This is a genomic window from Nocardioides sp., from assembly GCF_044226305.1.
Classification (GTDB): domain Bacteria; phylum Actinomycetota; class Actinomycetes; order Propionibacteriales; family Nocardioidaceae; genus Nocardioides.
Genome location: NZ_JBGAHF010000001.1, coordinates 24,521 through 40,636, shown reverse-complemented (window position 1 = coordinate 40,636; position 16,116 = coordinate 24,521). Strand labels below are relative to the sequence as shown.

Sequence of the window (16,116 nt, the reverse complement as noted above, 5' to 3'; positions counted from 1 at the left end):
GCCGGGGCAGCCACGTCGTATGACGTCCCACCGACACGCTCCGGGACGTCATGCGAGCTGGTCGCCGGGGGAGCCGCCTCGTATGACGTCCCACCGACCCACGGACCCACCGACCGAGCCGCCCCGGGACGTCATGCGGGCTGGTCGCCGGGGCAGCCACTTCGTATGACGTCCCGCCGACCCGCCGCCGGCCCGGCCCGGCAGGATGGGCGCATGTCCGACTACGGCCACGAGCTCCAGTTCGGCACCTTCATCACTCCGGACGCGGGCCGGGCCGACCGTGCGGTCGAGCTGGCGCTGCTCACCGAGGCGTCCGGGCTCGAGCTGGCGACCTTCCAGGACCACCCCTACCAGGCGCGGTTCCTCGACGCCTGGGCACTGATCGCGACCGTCCTGGCCCGCACCACGACCCTGCGGGTCACGACCAACGTCTCCAACCTGCCGCTGCGCCCGCCGTTCGTCCTGGCCAAGACCGTGGCCAGCCTGGACGTGCTCAGCCGCGGGCGGGTGGAGCTGGGCCTCGGCGCCGGTGGCTTCTGGGACGCGATCGAGGCCGCGGGCGGCCCCCGTCGTACGCCGGGCGAGGCGCTGCGCGCGCTCGAGGAGGGGATCGCGGTGATCCGCGGCGCCTGGGACACCGCGCAGCGGTCGGTCCGGGTCGACGGCGACCACTACGCGGTCCGCGGGGTCCACCCCGGTCCGGCGCCCGCGCACCCCGTCGAGATCTGGATCGGCGCGGTCGGGCCGCGGATGCTCGAGCTCACGGGCCGGGTCGGCGACGGCTGGCTGCCCAGCCAGTCCTACGTGCCGCCGGAGACGCTGGCCGAGCGCAACGCCCGCATCGACGAGGCCGCGGTCGCCGCCGGTCGCGACCCGGTCGCGGTGCGGCGCCTCTACAACGTCACGCCGTCCGACGACCCGGGCTGGCCGGAGTGGCTGGCCGAGCAGGCGCTCACCCACGGGACCAGCGTGTTCCTCGTGGTCGGCGACGACCCCGCGCTGGTGCAGTGGTACGGCGCCGAGGTGGCGCCCGCGGTGCGCGACCTGGTCGCGGCCGAGCGTGCCGGGTCGCGGCCCGCGGTTGCCGCGCCGGACCGGCCGGAGCCGGTGCTCGCAGGCGCCGGGAAGCACCTCGTCGACGTCCACGACCACCTGCGCAGCGAGCTGGCGCAGCTGCACGACCTGATCGGGCAGGTCGAGGCGGGCACCCTCGACCCCGGGGCCGCCCGCGGCGCGGTGAACCGGATGACGATGCGCCAGAACGTGTGGGCGCTCGGTGCCTACTGCCAGTCCTACTGCCGCCTGGTCACCACGCACCACACGCTCGAGGACACCGCCGTCTTCCCGCACCTGCGCGCCCGCGAGCCCGGGCTCGGTCCGGTCATCGACCGGCTCGAGCAGGAGCACCACCGGATCGCGGGCGCGCTCGACGACGTCGACCGCGCCCTGGTCGCCGTCGTCACCGAGCCCGACGGCCTCGGTCGGCTCCGGACCGCCGTCGACGAGCTGACCGGCACCCTCACGTCACACCTGACCTACGAGGAGGAGCAGCTGGTCGGGCCGCTCGACCGGCACGGCTTCTACTGACGGTCGGCAGCGCCCTCGCTCGCCCACAGCCGGAACAGCAGGTAGGCCGACAGCGCGTCGAGCAGGTGCCACGCGGCATGCCCCTGGAGCAGCGAGTGCGGGTCGCACCAGCGGGTCTTCGTGGCGTTCCAGATCGCGAACGCCACCAGGATCGAGCAGAGCGCGCCCGCACCCCAGCGCAGGTCGGTGTGGGGGCGACCCGGGCGCCGCCAGAGCCGGACCTCGGTCACCACCGCGACGAGCAGCAGGGTCGCGAACGCCACGTTGCCGGCGTACGTCACGACCGGCACGTGGCCGTCGTACAGGCCGACCAGCTCGCACGCCGCGACGAAGAGGCTGAAGAGCTGCCAGAAGAACAGCTGCCCGCGGTCGAACCACCGCATCAGTGCGTAGGCGGCCGCGAACGACGCCACGAGGTACATGCTCAGCAGGTCCAGCTGGCCCCCGGCCGCGGACTGGGTGGCGTGCATCGCCGCGCTGGCCGGGCCGAGCAGCACGACCACGCAGGCGTACGGCGTCGCCAGCCCGCGCAGCGTCCGGGCGACCTCGGCGCGGCCGGCGTGCCAGGCGATCACCAACCCGGCGATGACGAAGCCGGCGTTGGAGAACGTGTTGGCCGGCTGCTTGACCCAGCCGTCGCGAGCGGCCTCGCAGAAGTTCGCACCCCGACCGACGTCGGGGCCGAGCCAGCCGGCGCCGACCGCCAGCACGAGCGCGCCGGTCGAGACGACGGCGACGACGATCGCGATCGTGAGCGGACGCAGCGACCGGGTCGGCACGATCACCCACCCTAGGGTGTCCGCATGGACCTGTCGGTCGATCTCGACACCCGGGGCGACCGGGTCGGTGCGATCTACCGGGCGCTGCTCGAGGCCATCCGCTCCGGGCGGGTCGCCGTCGGGGACCGGCTGCCGCCGAGTCGGGTGCTGGCCCGCGACCTCGGGGTCGCCCGCAACACGGTCGCGACCGCGTACGAGCGGCTGGTCGCCGAGGGGCTGCTGGAGGCGCGCGTCGGCGACGGGACCTACGTCGGCGACCTGGCCGCCCCCGCACCGGCCCCGCGGCACCCCGGCGCGCTCGACCCGCGTCCGGGGTGGACCTTCCGGCCGGTGCCGGTGAGCGGCGAGGGCCCCTCGCCGCCGTACGACTTCCGGGCCGGCATCCCGGACGCCGAGCTGTTCCCGTTCGACACCTGGCGCCGGCTGGTCGCCGCCGAGCTGCGGCGCGGCGCGCACCACCCCGGTCGCTACGCGAGCCCCGCGGGCCACCCCGACCTGCGGGCGGCGATCGCGCGGCACGTGGCGCTCTCGCGCGGCGTCGCGGCCGATCCCGACGACGTCGTCGTCACCCACGGCACCCAGCAGGCGCTGGACCTGGTGGCGCGGGTCCTCGTCGAGCCGGGCGACGTGGTCGCGGTCGAGGACCCGGGCTACCCGTTCGCGCGCGAGCTCCTGGCGTCGTACGGCGCGCGCGTGGTCCCCGTGCCGGTCGACGCCGACGGCCTCGTGGTCGACGAGCTCCCGCCGCGGGTGCGGCTGGTGTTCACGACGCCGTCGCACCAGTTCCCGCTCGGCCCGCCGCTGTCGCTGGCGCGGCGCCAGGCGCTGCTGGAGCACGCCAACCGGCACCGCGTCGCGATCGTGGAGGACGACTACGACAGCGAGTTCCGCTACACCGAGCGCCCCCTGGAGACGCTGCAGGCGCTCGACCGCCACGGCCGGGTCGTCTACCTCGGCACGTTCTCGAAGTCGCTGGTCCCGGCGCTGCGCGCGGGCTACCTGGTCGCTCCGCGTTCCCTGCGCGACGCGCTCGTCGGTGCTCGGCAGCTCGCCGACGGGTTCGGGTCTCCCCACGAGCAGGCGGCCCTGGCCCGCTTCGTCGCCGACGGGCAGCTGGCTCGCCACGTGCGCCGCGCGCGGGCGGTGTACGGCGAGCGTCGCGAGCTGTTGCTGCGCGAGCTCGCGCGGCTGCTCCCCGGGCTCGAGGTCGCGCCGTCGGTGGCCGGGCTGCACGTCAGCGCCACGTTCCGCGAGCCGACCGACGACGCCGCGGTGGTGGCCGCTGCGCTGGAGGAGGGCGTCGCGGTCGAGGCGCTCTCGGCCTACGCGGTCGCGGCGCCCGTGACCGGGCTGGTCCTCGGCTACGGCGCGGTGGAGACGGAGTCGATCACACCGGGTCTGGAGCGGCTGGCGCGGCTGCTCGCGAGCGGGAGAGCCAGATGACGGCTGCGGCCGCGACGACCACCTGCGGCAGCAGGTGGCGCGCGCTCACCCCGAGCAGCGCGAGCGAGGAGACGAACGCGACGACCGCGCCCCGGTGCACCCAGGTGCCGCGGGGGAGCAGCCGCATCGCGGCGGCCGTGCCGACGACGTACACGATCGCGAAGGCGCCGGTGACGAGCAGCATGGTCCGCTCGATCGCGACGCCCGTGATCGCGACCCCGAGCAGGGTGGCCAGCGACCCGGCGGTCACGACCGTGAGCGACCGCCGCGGCACCTGGCCGGCGCTCCCGCCGTGCGCGAACCAGGCCGGCAGCGATCCGTCGCGTCCCAGCGCCGCTCCGAGCCGGGCGCTGCCGGCGAAGTAGGCGTTCATCGCGCCCAGGGACAGCAGCACGGCCACGACCGTCGTCACGCCACGCGCCGGCTCGCCGAACCCCAGCACCAGCAGGTCGGAGAGCGGCGCCTTGCTGGCGCCGCTGCCGAGCACCGCGACGGTGGCGAAGGCGACGCCGAGGTAGAGCACGCCCATCACGACCAGCGCGACCAGCGTGGCGCGGCCGATGTCGCGCGCCGGCTCGCGGTACTCCGAGCTCAGCGAGGTGACGACCTCCCAGCCGGCGAACGCCCAGATCAGCAGCGCGGCCGCGGAGCCGATCGCGGCCCAACCGTGCGGTGCGAACGGCGTCAGGTTCGTCGTGCTCGCGTGGGGGAGCGCGACCAGGGTGGCGACGAGCAGCAGCACCGCGAGGACCCCGGCGATCGCGAGCTGGACCCGCCCGGAGACCCGGATCCCGAACCAGTTCATGACCGCGACGGCCGCGATGAGCAGCCCGGCGGTCACCAGCTGTGTCTGGCGGCCGCCGCCGAGGCTGTCGGCGACGTACGCCCCGGCGAAGCCGGCCGCGGCCGGCGCGCCGAGGGGGATCGCGAAGTAGAAGCACCAGCCGATGACGGTCGCGACCCGGCCGCCGAACGCTCGGCGGGCGTAGGTCGACACGCCCCCGCCGTCGGGGTGCCGGGCGCCCAGCGCCGCGAACGTCGTCGCGAGCGGCACCGAGAGGAGGACGAGCGCGAGCCACGCGACCAGCGAGGCGGGGCCGGCCTCGTGGGCGGCCAGCGCCGGCAGCGAGATGACGCCGGTGCCCAGCACCGCCCCGAGGGTCAGCGCCGCGCCCTGCGCCACGCCCAGCCCGGGTCGGGCGACGGGGTCGTCCACGGGCAGCGGATCGGGGGTCAGCGAGCGCGTCACGCGACCAACGTAGGGGTCTCAGCGGTCCGTTCGCAGCGCCAATCCAGAGCTTGTCGCCTGGGCCAATCGGTGCGGCCCGGCCGGTCAGCCCCGGGGCGGGACGGCGGTGACGGTCAGGTCGAAGGTCCGGCCGTCGTCGCGGGCCCGGCCCTGGCAGGACCAGGTGGTGCGGTGCCAGCACGCGAACCGGGTCGACGCGTTGACCAGCACCACCTTGGCCCACGACACCTGCCGGGCACCGAACCCGACCAGCACGCTGCCGCGGCCCTCGGCGTCCAGGGGCACCGCGGTGCGGGTGAGGCCCGAGGCGGTCCGGCTGACGACGGCGGCCGCCGGCGCGGTCCGGCCCGCCGGGCCGTCGACCGCCACCCGGAGCCGCCACCGCCGGTCGCGGAGGGTCCCGGCCGGCTGCACCAGGACGTTGCGGGAGGCGAGGTGGTCGATGGTGACGCTCCGGTGCGCCGAGCGGGTGTTCCGGCTGAGGGTCCAGCCGGCGCTGACCGGCGCGGTCGGCCAGCCGCCGCCCTCGGGGTAGGAGCTCGAGGTCGTCGTGTTCGCGGCGGCGAAGGCCCGGTAGACGCCGGTGAAGCCGCCGTGGCGGGCGAGCACGCCCTGCACCGCGTTGGTGGAGTACTGGTGGCCGGCCCCGCGGTAGGCGCCGGCCCGGGTCCAGATCGCCTTGACCACGCCGGGACCGAAATGCGAGCTGAGGTACTCGAAGAACGCCCAGTTCCCGTACTGGGCGAAGCCCTGCTGGTCGAAGCGGTCGAGCGACCGGCCGGGCGTGCCGACCTGGCCGTAGGGGAGGTACTGCCGGTTGTCGTCGACGTCGTCGGCGACCCGCTCCTCCATCCAGGTCGCCGTCGACTCCAGCAGCCACGGGTCCTCGGCGAAGTCGTAGCCGAACTGCACGGCGTGGAAGAACTCGTGCGCCGCGGTGACCCGGAGGCTCTGCCGGGGCGGAGCGCCGAACTGGGACCGCGCGAAGTCGTCGTCGAGCACGCAGTAGCCGGAGGCGAGCCACTTGTAGCCGGTCACCCGCCGCTCGGGGGTGCAGTAGCCGTAGATCCCCCGGGAGCCGAGCTCCTTGAGATAGACGTCGAGGTCGGCGTTGCCGCCCCGGCGTCCGTCGCTGCGCGGCTCGCGGTAGCCGAGCTCGCCGACCTCGTGGCGCCAGACCGCGTTCATGGTCCGGAGCGTGCGGTTCACCCAGGCCCGGCCGGGAGGTGCGTCGGCGGTGCGGTCGACCCAGTGCACGCAGACGTGGCCCTCGCAGGTGCGGTGCGCCGGCACGGTGTAGCCGTCGTCCAGGGGGTCGGACGCCCCGTCCGTCGGGCGGGCGAGCAGCCCGTGCGCCGTACGCCGGTCGGCGGCGTCGAGGCGCGGCAGGGCGAGGAACAGGTCGCGCATCGCCAGGGTCGCCTCGGGCCGCGCCCCGGCGGACCGCCGGGCGGTCGTGGGATCGTCGGCGAGCAGCGAGCGGACCGTCGCCAGCGCCTGCTGGGCGCCGGTCGGCGTCCTCGGCACCGTCGTGGCACCCACCGGCGACGACGCGGGGCCGACGGTGCCGACGGCCAGGGCGGCGACGACGGCGAGGGCCGTCGCCACGAGCGGTCGGCGCATCTCTCTCCTCGAGAACAGCAGTCAGGACGCCGTCCACCGTACGTGCTCGGGGGTCGCCGGCGGCCCCGGCGCGCCTGGCCCCATGGGGGAGGATGGCGCGCAATGAACCACCCCACGCCGTTCCCGGCCTCCCCCGCTACGCTCCTCCGCCCGACAACGCCGAGGGGACCCCGATGAGCACCATCGCGATGATCACCCCCAACCCCGCCGCCGACGCCGTACGCCGGCAGGGGCTGCGCCGGATGCGCACGCTCGCCGTGTCGCTGCTGCTGTTCGCGGCCGTCGTCTACGCCCTGACCCTCGACCAGGACGGGTTCCTCGGCTTCGTCAACGCCGGCGCCGAGGCGTCCATGGTCGGTGCGATCGCGGACTGGTTCGCCGTGACCGCGCTGTTCAAGCACCCCCTGGGCCTGCCGATCCCGCACACCGCGCTGATCCCGAAGCGCAAGGACGAGCTCGGGCGCGGGCTCGAGGAGTTCGTCGGGGAGAACTTCCTGCAGGAGGGGATCATCCGGGACCGGGTCGCGGCCGCGACGATCTCGTTGCGCGTCGGCCAGTGGCTCTCGGTGCCCGAGCACGCCCAGCGGGCCGTGGACGAGGTCGCCGACGTCGCCGTCATCGTGCTCGACCGGGTGCGCGACGAGCACATCGAGGGGCTGATCCGCGACGCGCTCGTGCCCCGGTTCCGCGAGGAGCCGCTGGCGCCGCTCCTCGGGTCGCTGCTCGAGGAGACCATCCGCGACGACCTGCACCACGGGCTGCTCGACCTCGGCCTCGAGGAGCTGTACCGGTGGCTGGTCGAGAACCCCGACACCGTCGCCGAGGTGCTGGGGGAGCGGGCGCCGTGGTGGGCGCCGACCCGGCTCAACGACGCGGTGACCGCCCGGGTGCACCGCGAGCTGGTCCGGTGGGTCGCGGACGTCCGCGACGACCCGCGGCACCACGTCCGTGAGGCGCTCGACTCGATGCTCGCCCAGCTCGCCGACGACCTCCAGCACGACCCGGAGGCGCAGGAGCGCACCGAGCGGCTCAAGGAGCGGCTGCTCGACCACCCGCAGGTGCTGACCTCCTCGGTCTCCCTGTGGAACGCGCTGCGCCGCTCGCTCCAGGCGTCGCTGCGCGACCCCGAGGGGGCGGTCCGGGCCCGGCTGCTGGCCGAGACCTCGTCGTTCGCCGCCCGGCTGCTCTCGGACGAGACGCTGCGCGAGCGCCTCGACGGGCTGGCCGCCGACGCCGCCGTCTTCGGCATCGAGCGCTACGGCGCCGAGGTCACCACCGTCATCACGCACACCATCGAGCGCTGGGACGGCAAGGAGGCGGCCCGCCGCATCGAGCTGCACGTCGGCCGCGACCTCCAGTTCATCCGCATCAACGGCACCATCGTCGGCGGTCTGGTCGGCGTGCTGATCCACAGCGCGAGCGTGCTGGCCGGCTGAGACCCGCCTGCGGCGGACTGCCGGCAGCGGGCTTCCGGTGGCGGCTGTCTTCCGGCTCGTGGTTGGGTTCGCCGGTGGTCGAGCTCGTCGAGACCCCGGAGGGCAAGGCAGGGCGGTGACTGCCGGCATCCCGCCGGTGGTCTCGGGTTGCGACCGACAAGCAGCAACGACGGGTACGGCGGGCGTCTGGTTGCGGCTGACTTCCCGGCTCACGGTTGCTGGCACCGGTGGTCTCTCCCGCGAGCGCCAGCGAGCGTCGTCGCCGGTGGTCGAGCAGCGAGCGCCAGCGAGCGTCGTCGAGACCCCGGGAGGTGGGCAGGGCGGTGCTGTCGGCATCGCGCCGTGGTCTCGGGTTGCGACCGACAAGCAGCAACGACGGGTACGGCGGGCTCGGAGTTGCGGTCGCCCCCCGACTCACGGTTGCTGGCACCGGTGGTCGAGCAGCGAGCGCCAGCGAGCGTCGTCGAGACCCCGGAAGGCAAGGCAGGGCGGTGGCCCAATCTGTCCCGAATTCTTTACCAAAGAAGTTCCCGGATCCCTGTGGATACAAGGGATTCTCGCCTCTGACTGTCGGTGGCGAGTGCTTGAGTAGACCCATGACCAGCACCGGCACCGAGACCAGCACCGCGACCGCCGTCGCAGTTGCGGCGCCGGATGCGGAGTCGGTGCTGACGGCGGCCGCGGCGACCCGGGAGGCGATCGCCGACCTCGAGGTCCAGCAGCTGATCCAGGCCACCGACTGGGTCACTCTGCACCCCGGCGAGGAGGTGGACACCGGCATCGAGTTCGGGATGCGGGACCTGCAGATCGCCGGCGACGGCGCCCCGACCATCGATGAGGCGGCGGTCGCGGAGTTCGCGCTCGCGGTCGGCCGGACCACGGACTCGGGGCGGCACCTGCTCGGCGACGCGGTCGAGCTGCGGCACCGGTTGCCGCGGCTCTGGGCTCGCGTGGTCAGCGGGGAGGTCGCGGTGTGGAAGGCCCGGAAGGTCGCCCAGGCCACCACCAGCCTCCCGCCCGACGCGGCAGCCGCGGTGGACCAGCGGCTGGCGTGGTGTGCGCACCGGTGCTCGTTCGCCGAGATCGAGCGGCAGGTCGAGAAGGCCCGCGCCGAGCACGACCCCGACGCCGCGGAGGAACGCCGGGTCGCGGCGCTGGAGAAGCGCCGGTTCGACATCGACCTCGACCACGCCACCCCCGAGGGCCTGGTGCACGTCGAGGGTGAGCTCGACCTAGCGGACGCGGTCGCCCTGGAGGAGCAGATCAAGGCCGCGGCCGCGACGCTGGACCTCGACCTGCCGTTGGACGTGCGCAGGTCGATGGCCGCGGGCCTCCTTGGCACGACGGACGGTGAAGGCTCCCGTGAGGTCGTGGTCTACGCCCACGTCCGTCCCGGCCAGTCCACCGTCGACGTCGACAACACCCGCTCCTCGGTCACCCCTGAGCACCTGAAGGACTGGTGCCAGCAGGCCGGCACCAAGGTCACGGTCCGGCCGGTGATCGACCTCAACGCCGAGCTGACCACCGAGACCTACCGGCCGACCGAGGTGATGAAGGAACAGATCGGTCTGCGCGACCGGCAGTGCTGCTTCCCCGGCTGCACCCGACCCGCCCGCACCGGCCGCGCCCGCACGACGGATGCCGAGCACCAGGTCCCCTGGCCCGAGGGCCCCACCGCCTCGTCGAACCTCGCCCCCGCCTGTCGGACCCACCACCGCCTCAAGACCCACGCCGGCTGGGACTACCAGCGGGTGACCGGGGTCGGGTTCGTGTGGACGAGCCCCATGGGCCGCACCTACCTCAGCCGCTTCGTCACCGAGCCGCCGCTCGAGCCGGCCGCGCGACATACCCGCTGACCTCGACCCCGTCGACCACGGCCGACGGGGCCACACTCATGCCCGGACCTGGCTGGGCGGCTTTCCTGGGCGGTGACCACCGCCCGGCGACCCCGACGGCGCGCACGTCGGACCTCGACCGCACCCGCCTGCCGCGACCCACGCCGACGGCGACGGCCTGTTCGTCTCGCGGATGGGGGAGACTGGGACCGTGCCTGAGCCGTTCGACGTCCGGATCCGCGACGAGTCCATCCGCCTGGGGCAGTTCCTCAAGCTCGCCAACCTCGTCGAGAGCGGCTCGGAGGCCAAGCCGCTGATCGCGGCCGGGATGGTGCGGGTGAACGACGAGGTAGAGACGCGGCGCGGTCGCCAGCTCGTCAAGGGCGACGTGGTGTCGCTGGCCGGGCAGGCCGCCCGGGTCGCCGACGAGGGCGCCGACGACGGCCTGCCCTGGTGAGGGCGGGTCCTAGCTGACGCCGAGCAGGTCCACCACGAAGATCAGCGTCTCGCCGGGCTTGATGACGCCCCCGGCGCCGCGGTCGCCGTAGCCGAGGTGCGGCGGGATGACGAGCTGGCGGCGGCCGCCGACCTTCATCCCCTGGACGCCCTGGTCCCAGCCGGAGATGACCTGGCCGACGCCGAGGCGGAACTGCAGCGGCTGGCCGCGGTTGTAGGAGGCGTCGAACTCCTCGCCGGTCGAGTGGGCGACACCCACGTAGTGCACCGACACGGTCGAGCCGGCGGTGGCCTCGGCGCCCTCGCCCTCGGTGATCTCGGTGACGACGAGGTCGGCGGGCGGGTCGAAGTCGGGGAAGTCGATCTCGGGCTTGTCCATGCCACCACCCTAGGACGGGTCCGGGTCGCGGGGTTCTGCGCCCCGGACGGCGACCTGGCTGCCATGATGCGCCCGTGACGACACGGTCGCCGACCCCCGGGCGTCCCGCCACGAGCTCCGTCGACCTCGGCCTGGTCGGCGGCTTCGTCGTGCTGGGCGTCTTCGTCGCGCTCAGCGCGACCACCGACGTGCAGCTGATCGCGGTGTTCGCGACGAGCGCGATCTTCGCCAGCCTGCTGACCACGGCGCGCCGGACGGTGTACGTCGGGGTCGCGTCGATCGGCTGCGGCGTCCTGGCCGGCATCTGGCACGAGACGACGGGCACCGTCGACTACTTCGTCCGGGTCCTGCTCAACGTGCTGCTGGTCGTGCTGGCCGTGCAGGGAGCGGCTCTCCGCGAGAGCCGCGAGAGCCGCCTGGAGCGGATGACCGTGATCGCGGAGACCGCGCAGCGCGCCGTCCTGCGGTCCATCCCGACGGCGATCGGCTCGGTCGGGCTGGCCGCCCGTTACGTCTCCGCCGCCGCGGAGGCCCTCGTCGGTGGTGACCTCTACGAGGTCGCCGCCACGCCGTATGGCGTCCGCGTGATCGTCGGCGACGTCCGGGGGAAGGGCCTCGAGGCCGTGCAGACCGCCGCCGCCGTCCTCGGCGCGTTCCGGGTGACCGCCTTCACCGAGCCCGACCTGGGCGCGCTGTCCCGGACCATCGACGCGACGCTCGCGCGGTTCATGGACGACGAGGAGTTCGTCACCGCGATCGTCGGCGAGTTCCACGGCCACCGGGTCACCCTCGCCAACTGCGGCCACCACCCGCCGCTCCTCGTTGCCGGCTCCGAGGTGGCGACGGTCGACACCGGCGAGCCGACCCTGCCGCTGGGCCTGGGGTCGGACCCGGTGGTCACCGAGCACTCCTGGCCCGAAGGCGCGCGGATGCTGTTCTTCACCGACGGCCTGGTCGAGGCGCGGGACCGCTCCGGCACGTTCTTCCCGCTCGACGACCACGCCGCCGAGATCGCGGAGGGCTCCGTCGAGGAGGCGCTCGACCGGCTCGTGGCGGAGCTGGTCGCCCACGTGGGCCATCGGATGCGCGACGACCTCGCGCTGGTGCTCGCGGAGAGCGAGAGCCACTGACCCGCGAGGGCCGGGCGGGCTCAGCCCTGGTGCACGTAGCTGTCGAGCTGGTCGCGCTCGAACTCCAGCTGGTCGATGCGGTGCTTGACGACGTCGCCGATGCTGATGATCCCGACCAGGTTGCCGTCCCGGACCACCGGCACGTGCCGGATCCGGCGGTCGGTCATCATCTTCATCAGCGCGTCGACGGGGACGTCCTCGTCGCACGTCTCGACCTCGCCGGTCATGATCGCGCCCACCGTGTTGTTGATGACGGTGCCGTCGTGGTGCAGGTGCCGGACGACGTCCCGCTCGCTCACGATGCCCTCGACCGCCTGGCCGTCCGAGCTCACGATCAGCGCGCCGACGTTGTGCTCGGCGAGCCGGGCGATGAGCTCGCGCACGGTGGAGTCCGGTCCGATCGTGACGACCTCACGACTCGCCTTCGCCTGGAGAACCTCACCGATCCGCATGCCTCGAACGGTAGTGGTGCCTGCGGAGGACGTACACCCCCTGATTCGGGTGGGTGTGTCACTCCCGCCGGTGGTCGCGGAGGTCGGAGACGGTGCCCGGCCCGGTCCGCGGCAGGTCGGGGTCGTCGGTGCCGTCGGGCATCGAGCCGAGGAACGACAAGGCGGCCTCGTGCAGGTGCCCGTTGGTCGCGAGCGCGTTGCCGCCGAAGGGTCCGGCGGTGCCGTCGAGGGAGGTGAAGCGGCCGCCGGCCTCACGCACGATCACATCGAGCGCGGCCATGTCGTAGACCGCGAGCTCGGGCTCGGCGGCGATGTCGACGGCACCCTCGGCGAGCAGCATGTAGGACCAGAAGTCGCCGTACGCGCGGGTCCGCCAGCACCGGCGCATCAGCGACATCATGTCGTCGAGCCGGCCGCGCTCGTCCCACCCGGAGAGCGAGGCGTAGGACAGCGAGGCGTCCTCGAGCCTCCGGACGTCGGAGACCTGGCACCGGGTCGCCTTGAGCAGCGACCGGCCGGTCCAGGCGCCGTTGCCGGTCGACGCCCACCAGCGGCGCTGGAGCAGGGGCGCCGACACGACACCGAGGACCACCTCGTCGTCGACCACCAGCGAGATGAGGGTCGCCCACACCGGGACGCCGCGGACGAAGTTCTTGGTGCCGTCGATCGGGTCGACGATCCAGCGGCGCTGGCTGTGTCCGGTCGAGCCCTGCTCCTCGCCGGTGATGGCGTCGCGGGAGCGCACCCGGGAGAGCGTGCGCCGGATGCCCTCCTCGACCGCGTGGTCGGCGTCGCTCACCGGCGTCAGGTCGGGCTTGCTCATGACGTGCAGGTCGAGCGCGCGGAACCGGTCCTCGGTGATCGAGTCCGCGTCGTCCGCGAGCACGTGCGCCAGGCGCAGGTCGTCGGTGTAGTCCGTGGTGGTCGGCACGTCGCCACCCTAGTGACTGAACCCGCCGGCGTGGACGCCCGTACTGGGGACATGGAGATCAACGGCCTCCCGCTCCATCCCCTCGTCGTCCACGCGGCCGTCGTCTTCGGCCCGCTGGCGGCCCTCGGGGCGATCACGTACGCCGTGGTGCCGCGCTGGCGGGACCGCCTGCGGTGGCCGATGCTCGTCCTCGTCCTGGTCGCGACCGGCGCGATCTGGACGGCCTACTTCACCGGCGTGAGCTTCCGCGCGAGCAAGGACTTCTTCAGCCAGCCGCCGCTGGCCGCCAAGATCGACCGGCACGCCCACTTCGCCGGCATCCTGCGGTGGGTGACGACCGGCCTCGCGGTCGTCGCGGTCCTCGCCGCGTGGTTGCACGCGCGGGAGGGGGCGGTGCGGTGGGTGCTGAGCGCCGGCCTCGTGGTGATGGGGGTGGCGACCCTGGTGTACGTCGCGCTCACCGGTGACGCCGGCGCGCAGTCCGTTTGGGGGAGCTAGTACAAGGGCTCGCTGCGGGCGGCGAGCAGTCGCCGGAACGACTCGACCCGGTCGGGGTCGGCCTGACCGGTGCGCACCGCCTCGTCGAGCCCGCACTCCGGCTCGTCCTCGCCGTGGGTGCAGCCCCGCGGGCAGTCCTCGGTCATCTCGTCGAGGTCGGGGAACGCCTCGATCAGCTGCTCGGGCTGCACGTGCGCGAGCCCGAAGGACCGGATCCCGGGGGTGTCGACGATCCAGGCCCGCTCCTCGCCCGGGTCGTGCGGCAGCTCGAGGAGGTACGCCGACGTGGAGGTGTGCCGCCCCCGCCCGGTCACGGCGTTGACGTGGCCGACGTCGCGGTCGGCGTCGGGCACCAGGGCGTTGACCAGCGTCGACTTCCCGACGCCGCTGGAGCCGAGCAGCACGCTGGTCCGTCCGCGCAGCCGCCCCCGCAGCTCGGTGAGGTCGCCGCCCTTGTGCGTCACCAGCCACGGCACCCCGAGCGACCGGTAGGTCGACAGCAGCGTGTCGGGGTCGGCCAGGTCGGACTTGGTCAGGCACAGCAGCGGCTGCAGCCCGGCGTCGTACGCCGCCACCAGCGCCCGGTCGATGAGTCGCGGCTGCGGCTCGGGGTCGGCGAGCGCGGTGACCACGACCAGCTGGTCGGCGTTGGCGACGATCACCCGCTCGACCGCGTCGGCGTCGTCCTCGGCGGAGCGGCGCAGCACGGTGGTGCGCGGGCTGACCTCGACGATCCGGGCGAGCGAGCCGTCGCGGCCGCTGGTGTCGCCCACGACCCGCACCCGGTCGCCCACGACCACGCCCTTGCGGCCCAGCGGCCGGGCCTTCATCGCCATCACGGTGCGGTCGTCGAGGAGGAGCGTGAACCGGCCCCGGTCGACGGTCACGACCACGGCGTCCTCGGCGTCGTCGTAGACCGGGCGCTCCTTGGTGCGGGGGCGCGTACGCCGACGGGGACGGTCGTAGTGCTCGACGTCCTGGTCGGAGTAGCGCCCGGTCATCGTCGGGTCATCCTCGGGTCATCCCGCGATCAGCCCCGCCCAGAGCTCCGCGAAGTCCGGGAACGTCTTGCCGGTGGTCGCCACGTCCTCGACGAGGACGTCCTCGACCGCCGCCCCGATGATCACGCCGGCGTGCGCCATCCGGTGGTCGGCGTAGGTGTGGAACACCCCGCCGTGCAGGGGAGCGGGCTCGATGCTGAGCCCGTCGGCGTGCTCGGTCACGGTCGAGCCGAGGCCGGTGAGCTCGGTGGCGAGCGCCGCCAGCCGGTCGGTCTCGTGGCCGCGGATGTGGCCGATGCCGCGCAGGTGCGACGGCGCCTCGGCCAGCGCGCACAGCGCCGCGACGGCGGGGGTGAGCTCGCCGACGTCGTGCAGGTCGACGTCGATGCCGAGGAGGGTGCCACTGCCGGTCACCCGCAGGCCCTCGTCGACGAAGGCCACGTCGCAGCCCATGGCGGTGAGGATCTCGCGGAGGGCGTCACCGGCCTGGGTGGTCGAGCGCGGCCAGTCGCGCACGGTGACGCTGCCGCCCGAGACGGCGGCGAGGGCGAGGAACGGGGCCGCGTTGGAGAGGTCCGGCTCGATCAGGTGGTCGACGGCCCGGACCGGGCCGGGCAGCACCCGCCAGCGGTTCGCGTCGCCGTCGTCGACCTCGACGCCGTGCTCGCGCAGCATCGCCACGGTCATCTCGACGTGGGGGAGGGACGGGACCGGCCCAGAATTCGAGCTGCGCCCGTCGTGGCGGACGTCGACGCCCTCGTCGTAGCGCGCCCCGGCCAGGAGCAGCGCGGAGATGAACTGCGAGGAGGCGGAGGCGTCCACGACGACCGTGCCGCCGCGCACCGACCCGGTGCCCCGGACGGCGAAGGGGAGCGCGTCGCCCTCGACCGTGACGCCGAGCGTGCGCAGCGCCCCGAGGACCTCACCCACCGGCCGGAGCCGCATGTGCGGGTCGCCGTCGAAGGTCACGGTGCCCGTCGACAGCCCGGCGACCGGCGGGACGAAGCGCATCACGGTGCCGGCCAGGCCGCAGTCGACGCCCGCGTCGCCGGTGAACGGCCCGGGCGTCACCGCCCAGTCCTCGCCGTCGGTGTCGACGGTGGAGCCGAGCGAGGTCAGCGCCGCGGCCATCAAGGAGGTGTCGCGGGAGCGGAGCGCCCGCCGGACGACCGAGGGACCGTCCGCGATCGCAGCCAGCAGCAGGGCGCGGTTGGTCAGCGACTTGCTGCCGGGCAGCGACACGACCGCGTCGACGGGGTGTCGCGCGCGGGGGGCTGGCCAGGGCTCGGTCACGAGCCGCAGCCTAGCGAGCGCGGG

The 16,116-nt window shown here is 74.1% G+C and carries 15 protein-coding genes; 7 read left to right on the top strand and 8 right to left on the bottom strand.

From position 1 onward, the window contains the following. Positions 1–213: 213 nt before the first annotated feature. Positions 214–1,587 (top strand): LLM class flavin-dependent oxidoreductase, encoded by a 1,374-nt coding sequence (locus tag ACILQ5_RS00235; RefSeq protein ID WP_395655950.1) that lies wholly within the window; start codon positions 214–216, stop codon positions 1,585–1,587. Here ACILQ5_RS00235 and ACILQ5_RS00230 read toward each other — a convergent pair. Next, positions 1,581–2,372, bottom strand: a complete 792-nt coding sequence (locus tag ACILQ5_RS00230) for a ceramidase domain-containing protein (RefSeq protein ID WP_395655949.1) — start codon at positions 2,370–2,372, stop codon at positions 1,581–1,583. The genes ACILQ5_RS00235 and ACILQ5_RS00230 overlap by 7 nt on opposite strands. Before the next feature lie 18 nt (positions 2,373–2,390). On the opposite strand from ACILQ5_RS00230, the gene ACILQ5_RS00225 reads away from it, so the two are divergent. Beyond that, positions 2,391–3,809 carry a PLP-dependent aminotransferase family protein gene (locus ACILQ5_RS00225; protein ID WP_395655948.1) on the top strand — a complete coding sequence of 473 codons (1,419 nt, stop codon included), beginning with the start codon at positions 2,391–2,393 and terminating at the stop codon, positions 3,807–3,809. Here ACILQ5_RS00225 and ACILQ5_RS00220 read toward each other — a convergent pair. After that, positions 3,754–5,058: an APC family permease gene (locus ACILQ5_RS00220; protein ID WP_395655947.1), complete on the bottom strand. Its 1,305-nt coding sequence runs from the start codon at positions 5,056–5,058 to the stop codon at positions 3,754–3,756. The genes ACILQ5_RS00225 and ACILQ5_RS00220 overlap by 56 nt on opposite strands. A gap of 84 nt (positions 5,059–5,142) precedes the next feature. Further along, positions 5,143–6,681 (bottom strand): MXAN_6640 family putative metalloprotease, encoded by a 1,539-nt coding sequence (locus ACILQ5_RS00215; RefSeq protein ID WP_395655946.1) that lies wholly within the window; start codon positions 6,679–6,681, stop codon positions 5,143–5,145. A 173-nt stretch (positions 6,682–6,854) separates the two neighbouring features. On the opposite strand from ACILQ5_RS00215, the gene ACILQ5_RS00210 reads away from it, so the two are divergent. From ACILQ5_RS00210 to ACILQ5_RS00200, 3 genes are all read left to right on the top strand, one after another. Further along, positions 6,855–8,117 carry a DUF445 domain-containing protein gene (locus ACILQ5_RS00210; RefSeq protein WP_395655945.1) on the top strand — a complete coding sequence of 421 codons (1,263 nt, stop codon included), beginning with the start codon at positions 6,855–6,857 and terminating at the stop codon, positions 8,115–8,117. A 596-nt stretch (positions 8,118–8,713) separates the two neighbouring features. Further along, positions 8,714–9,973 carry a DUF222 domain-containing protein gene (locus ACILQ5_RS00205; RefSeq protein ID WP_395655944.1) on the top strand — a complete coding sequence of 420 codons (1,260 nt, stop codon included), beginning with the start codon at positions 8,714–8,716 and terminating at the stop codon, positions 9,971–9,973. A 190-nt stretch (positions 9,974–10,163) separates the two neighbouring features. Next, complete coding sequence (locus ACILQ5_RS00200; protein WP_395655943.1) at positions 10,164–10,409, top strand: RNA-binding S4 domain-containing protein; 246 nt, start codon at positions 10,164–10,166, stop codon at positions 10,407–10,409. A gap of 9 nt (positions 10,410–10,418) precedes the next feature. Here ACILQ5_RS00200 and ACILQ5_RS00195 read toward each other — a convergent pair whose 3' ends face one another. Beyond that, positions 10,419–10,787, bottom strand: a complete 369-nt coding sequence (locus tag ACILQ5_RS00195) for an FKBP-type peptidyl-prolyl cis-trans isomerase (RefSeq protein ID WP_395655942.1) — start codon at positions 10,785–10,787, stop codon at positions 10,419–10,421. A 74-nt stretch (positions 10,788–10,861) separates the two neighbouring features. Between ACILQ5_RS00195 and ACILQ5_RS00190 the strand changes: the two genes are divergently transcribed. Next, positions 10,862–11,917, top strand: coding sequence for a PP2C family protein-serine/threonine phosphatase (locus ACILQ5_RS00190; RefSeq protein WP_395655941.1), 1,056 nt, complete (start codon positions 10,862–10,864; stop codon positions 11,915–11,917). A gap of 20 nt (positions 11,918–11,937) precedes the next feature. Here the strand turns inward: ACILQ5_RS00190 and ACILQ5_RS00185 are convergent, their stop codons facing one another. Both ACILQ5_RS00185 and ACILQ5_RS00180 read right to left on the bottom strand, forming a co-directional pair. Further along, complete coding sequence (locus ACILQ5_RS00185) at positions 11,938–12,369, bottom strand: CBS domain-containing protein (protein ID WP_395655940.1); 432 nt, start codon at positions 12,367–12,369, stop codon at positions 11,938–11,940. Positions 12,370–12,427: 58 nt separating this feature from the next. Continuing rightward, entirely contained in the window at positions 12,428–13,300 is an 873-nt protein-coding gene (locus ACILQ5_RS00180; RefSeq protein ID WP_395655939.1) for an inositol monophosphatase family protein, read from the bottom strand. A 51-nt stretch (positions 13,301–13,351) separates the two neighbouring features. On the opposite strand from ACILQ5_RS00180, the gene ACILQ5_RS00175 reads away from it, so the two are divergent. Beyond that, positions 13,352–13,798, top strand: coding sequence for a DUF2231 domain-containing protein (locus tag ACILQ5_RS00175; protein ID WP_395655938.1), 447 nt, complete (start codon positions 13,352–13,354; stop codon positions 13,796–13,798). On the opposite strand, the gene rsgA is transcribed toward ACILQ5_RS00175, so the two are convergent. Both rsgA and aroA read right to left on the bottom strand, forming a co-directional pair. After that, positions 13,795–14,799 carry a ribosome small subunit-dependent GTPase A gene (gene rsgA, locus ACILQ5_RS00170; protein ID WP_395655937.1) on the bottom strand — a complete coding sequence of 335 codons (1,005 nt, stop codon included), beginning with the start codon at positions 14,797–14,799 and terminating at the stop codon, positions 13,795–13,797. The genes ACILQ5_RS00175 and rsgA overlap by 4 nt on opposite strands. A gap of 18 nt (positions 14,800–14,817) precedes the next feature. Next, entirely contained in the window at positions 14,818–16,092 is a 1,275-nt protein-coding gene (gene aroA, locus ACILQ5_RS00165; protein ID WP_395655936.1) for a 3-phosphoshikimate 1-carboxyvinyltransferase, read from the bottom strand. Between the last annotated feature and the right edge of the window lie 24 nt (positions 16,093–16,116).

Coding starts and splice junctions, on each gene's coding strand:
- rsgA (WP_395655937.1), bottom strand. CDS start 14,799: ATGACCGGGCGCTACTCCGACCAGGACGTCGAGCACTACGACCGTCCC.
- ACILQ5_RS00205 (WP_395655944.1), top strand. CDS start 8,714: ATGACCAGCACCGGCACCGAGACCAGCACCGCGACCGCCGTCGCAGTT.
- ACILQ5_RS00195 (WP_395655942.1), bottom strand. CDS start 10,787: ATGGACAAGCCCGAGATCGACTTCCCCGACTTCGACCCGCCCGCCGAC.
- ACILQ5_RS00210 (WP_395655945.1), top strand. CDS start 6,855: ATGAGCACCATCGCGATGATCACCCCCAACCCCGCCGCCGACGCCGTA.
- ACILQ5_RS00225 (WP_395655948.1), top strand. CDS start 2,391: ATGGACCTGTCGGTCGATCTCGACACCCGGGGCGACCGGGTCGGTGCG.
- ACILQ5_RS00235 (WP_395655950.1), top strand. CDS start 214: ATGTCCGACTACGGCCACGAGCTCCAGTTCGGCACCTTCATCACTCCG.
- ACILQ5_RS00175 (WP_395655938.1), top strand. CDS start 13,352: ATGGAGATCAACGGCCTCCCGCTCCATCCCCTCGTCGTCCACGCGGCC.
- ACILQ5_RS00185 (WP_395655940.1), bottom strand. CDS start 12,369: ATGCGGATCGGTGAGGTTCTCCAGGCGAAGGCGAGTCGTGAGGTCGTC.
- ACILQ5_RS00215 (WP_395655946.1), bottom strand. CDS start 6,681: ATGCGCCGACCGCTCGTGGCGACGGCCCTCGCCGTCGTCGCCGCCCTG.